Annotated in this window: 1 protein-coding gene; it reads right to left on the reverse strand. The window is 71.9% G+C overall.

The genetic code is table 11. The features are described from left to right. Positions 1-93 precede the first annotated feature (93 nt). Positions 94-366: hypothetical protein (locus MLGJGCBP_RS44195; RefSeq protein WP_236581702.1), on the reverse strand; the 273-nt coding region annotated here is incomplete at its 5' end.

The following is a 366-nucleotide window of genomic DNA, read 5'->3' on the forward strand; positions in this document are numbered from 1 at the left end:
CGGACCCCTCCGGGCTTCTCACCCCACAACGGAACCGCACATCCCGACATCACCGCAGGGCGCGACCCGTCCGCGGGCGACGATCTGCCACCGTCATTCTCCCCGGTGCCGGCCGGGTGCCCGCACCGCCGAACCCGGGCCCGGGTTCGGATCCGGGGCGGAGCGGTAGAAACCCGGATCCATGGTCAGATCCTCGGTGTCGGCAAAGACCAGCCGCCCGTCATCGAGGGCGACCGCCCACCGATGCACCGGCGCCCACGCATGCCCACCACCGCCCGGGTCGGTCACCGCCGCGTAGTCCTCGACCACCTCACCGGTGAGATCGGCCCCAGCGTTTCTGCGGACCAGCACCCGAACCCCGACCGT

The sequence above is a fragment of the Rhodococcus sp. T7 genome, assembly GCF_009872365.1.
GTDB lineage: Bacteria > Actinomycetota > Actinomycetes > Mycobacteriales > Mycobacteriaceae > Rhodococcus_F.